Origin of the sequence: Thermogutta sp., assembly GCF_014359955.1 — a bacterium.
In the GTDB taxonomy this organism is placed as follows: domain Bacteria; phylum Planctomycetota; class Planctomycetia; order Pirellulales; family Thermoguttaceae; genus Thermogutta.
Genome location: NZ_JACIYL010000919.1, coordinates 1 through 1603 on the forward strand (window position 1 = coordinate 1; position 1603 = coordinate 1603).

A 1603-nucleotide genomic window follows, 5' to 3' on the forward strand; every position below is an offset into this window, starting at 1 on the left:
GGCTGATCTCGATATGCAAATCAACAATTTGAAGTTTGATCCAGCACTTCTTCCGCTTTTGCCCCCCAAACTTCAGGAGGAATGGCCGAAGTACTTCCCGGAAGGGACGGTTCATCTTACTTTGCGTCTGACTTCTCTGGATGGCCAGCGCCATTTTCATGTCATCGCCAATCTGGAAAATGCGTCGTTTGCCTATTATCGCTTTCCGTATCGGCTTCAGCAGGTTCAGGGGCGTCTCGAACTCACGCCCGAGCGGCTGGGAATTCAACTCGTGGCAATGGCGGGCACGCAGCCAGTGGAGATTCGCGGGCAGGTTCTCAATCCTTTGACAGGTCCCGTGGCACAGATCAGTATCAGCGGCCAGCGGATTGCTCTTGATGAGCGGCTCGTTAATGCCGTGCTGGAGACCAGGAGCCGCCACACGTTGCGGGCGCTGCACCTGGCCGGTTCCGCCGATGTGTGGCTCGGATTATGGCAGGATGAGCCAGGCGGCCAGCTCCATCGACAGATGGAAGCGACGCTTAACGGATGCTCCATTCGATATGAAGCGTTTCCATATCCCATTTCCGACATCACTGGCCGCATTGTCATGCGGGACGATGCGTGGTCGTTTCAGGAACTTCGGGGAAGAAGCGGTCCGGCAGAGATTTCTGCCTATGGTACGCTCCTTTCGCAAAATGGAAGTTCCACTTTTCGCCTGGATTTTGAAGCGAAACAGCTCCCTCTGGACAACGAACTGAAGGCTGCGTTTCGCGACAATCACATCCGTCAGATATGGGAGGAGCTTGACCCGGTAGGCACCGTTCATGTACGGGGGACGATCCTCTACACCTCGGGTGAACCTCTCGACGTCAAATTATGGGCAAGTCCGGTGGAGCGTGGCCTGACTCTTCAGCCTCGATCTTTCCCATACCGCCTGGAAGGCATCGTGGGCAATTTGACCTACGAGGCCGGGATCCTTTCATTTCAGGGGCTTCGTGGACATCACGAGAATACTGAATTTCAGGCGGATGGATCCTGCCAGCTCGCACAAAATGGAGGCTGGACGCTGGACCTCCGCAACTTGTGGATTGATCGCTTGATAGTGGATCGAGCGTTACTTATGGCCTTACCGGAAGCCCTGAGCCGTCCTCTCGCCCGCCTCAACATCCAGGGGCCTGTGGTGGTGCGCGGTCAGTTTCGATTGATCAGAGCACAGGACGCCTCACCCGGTGCTCCACTTGCGGGAGACGTAGTGGCTGCTGGCAGGGACTCAGTCGGCCAGTCGATCCCCCTCCAGGCAGCATGGAATGTGGTGATTACTCTGGTTCAAAACAGCATGGGCACGAGCCTGGTGTTCGGGAATTTGAACGGAAAAATCCTTTTCCAGGGGGAGTATGGGGAGGGAAGGTTTACGGCCGATGGTTATTTGGCTCTGGACGCCCTTCAGGTGCTGGGGTTGCCGATCACCCGGTTGCGAGGCCCGTTCCGGATTGACAATGAATTGGTGATTTTCGGTGGGGATGGGGCGGTCGCTCAATCCGCTCGCGGGAAATCGGCCGTCGATCAATCGGCGAACGCGCGCCAGCCTCTCACGGCAGAACTGTTCGGAGGCACGTTATCC

1 protein-coding gene is annotated in these 1603 nt (G+C 56.7%); it reads left to right on the forward strand.

Annotated elements, in window-relative coordinates; genetic code table 11:
- Positions 1 to 1603, forward strand: a 1603-nt coding sequence (locus tag H5U08_RS18190; RefSeq protein ID WP_297036391.1) for a hypothetical protein, incomplete at both ends; no start/stop codon positions are given.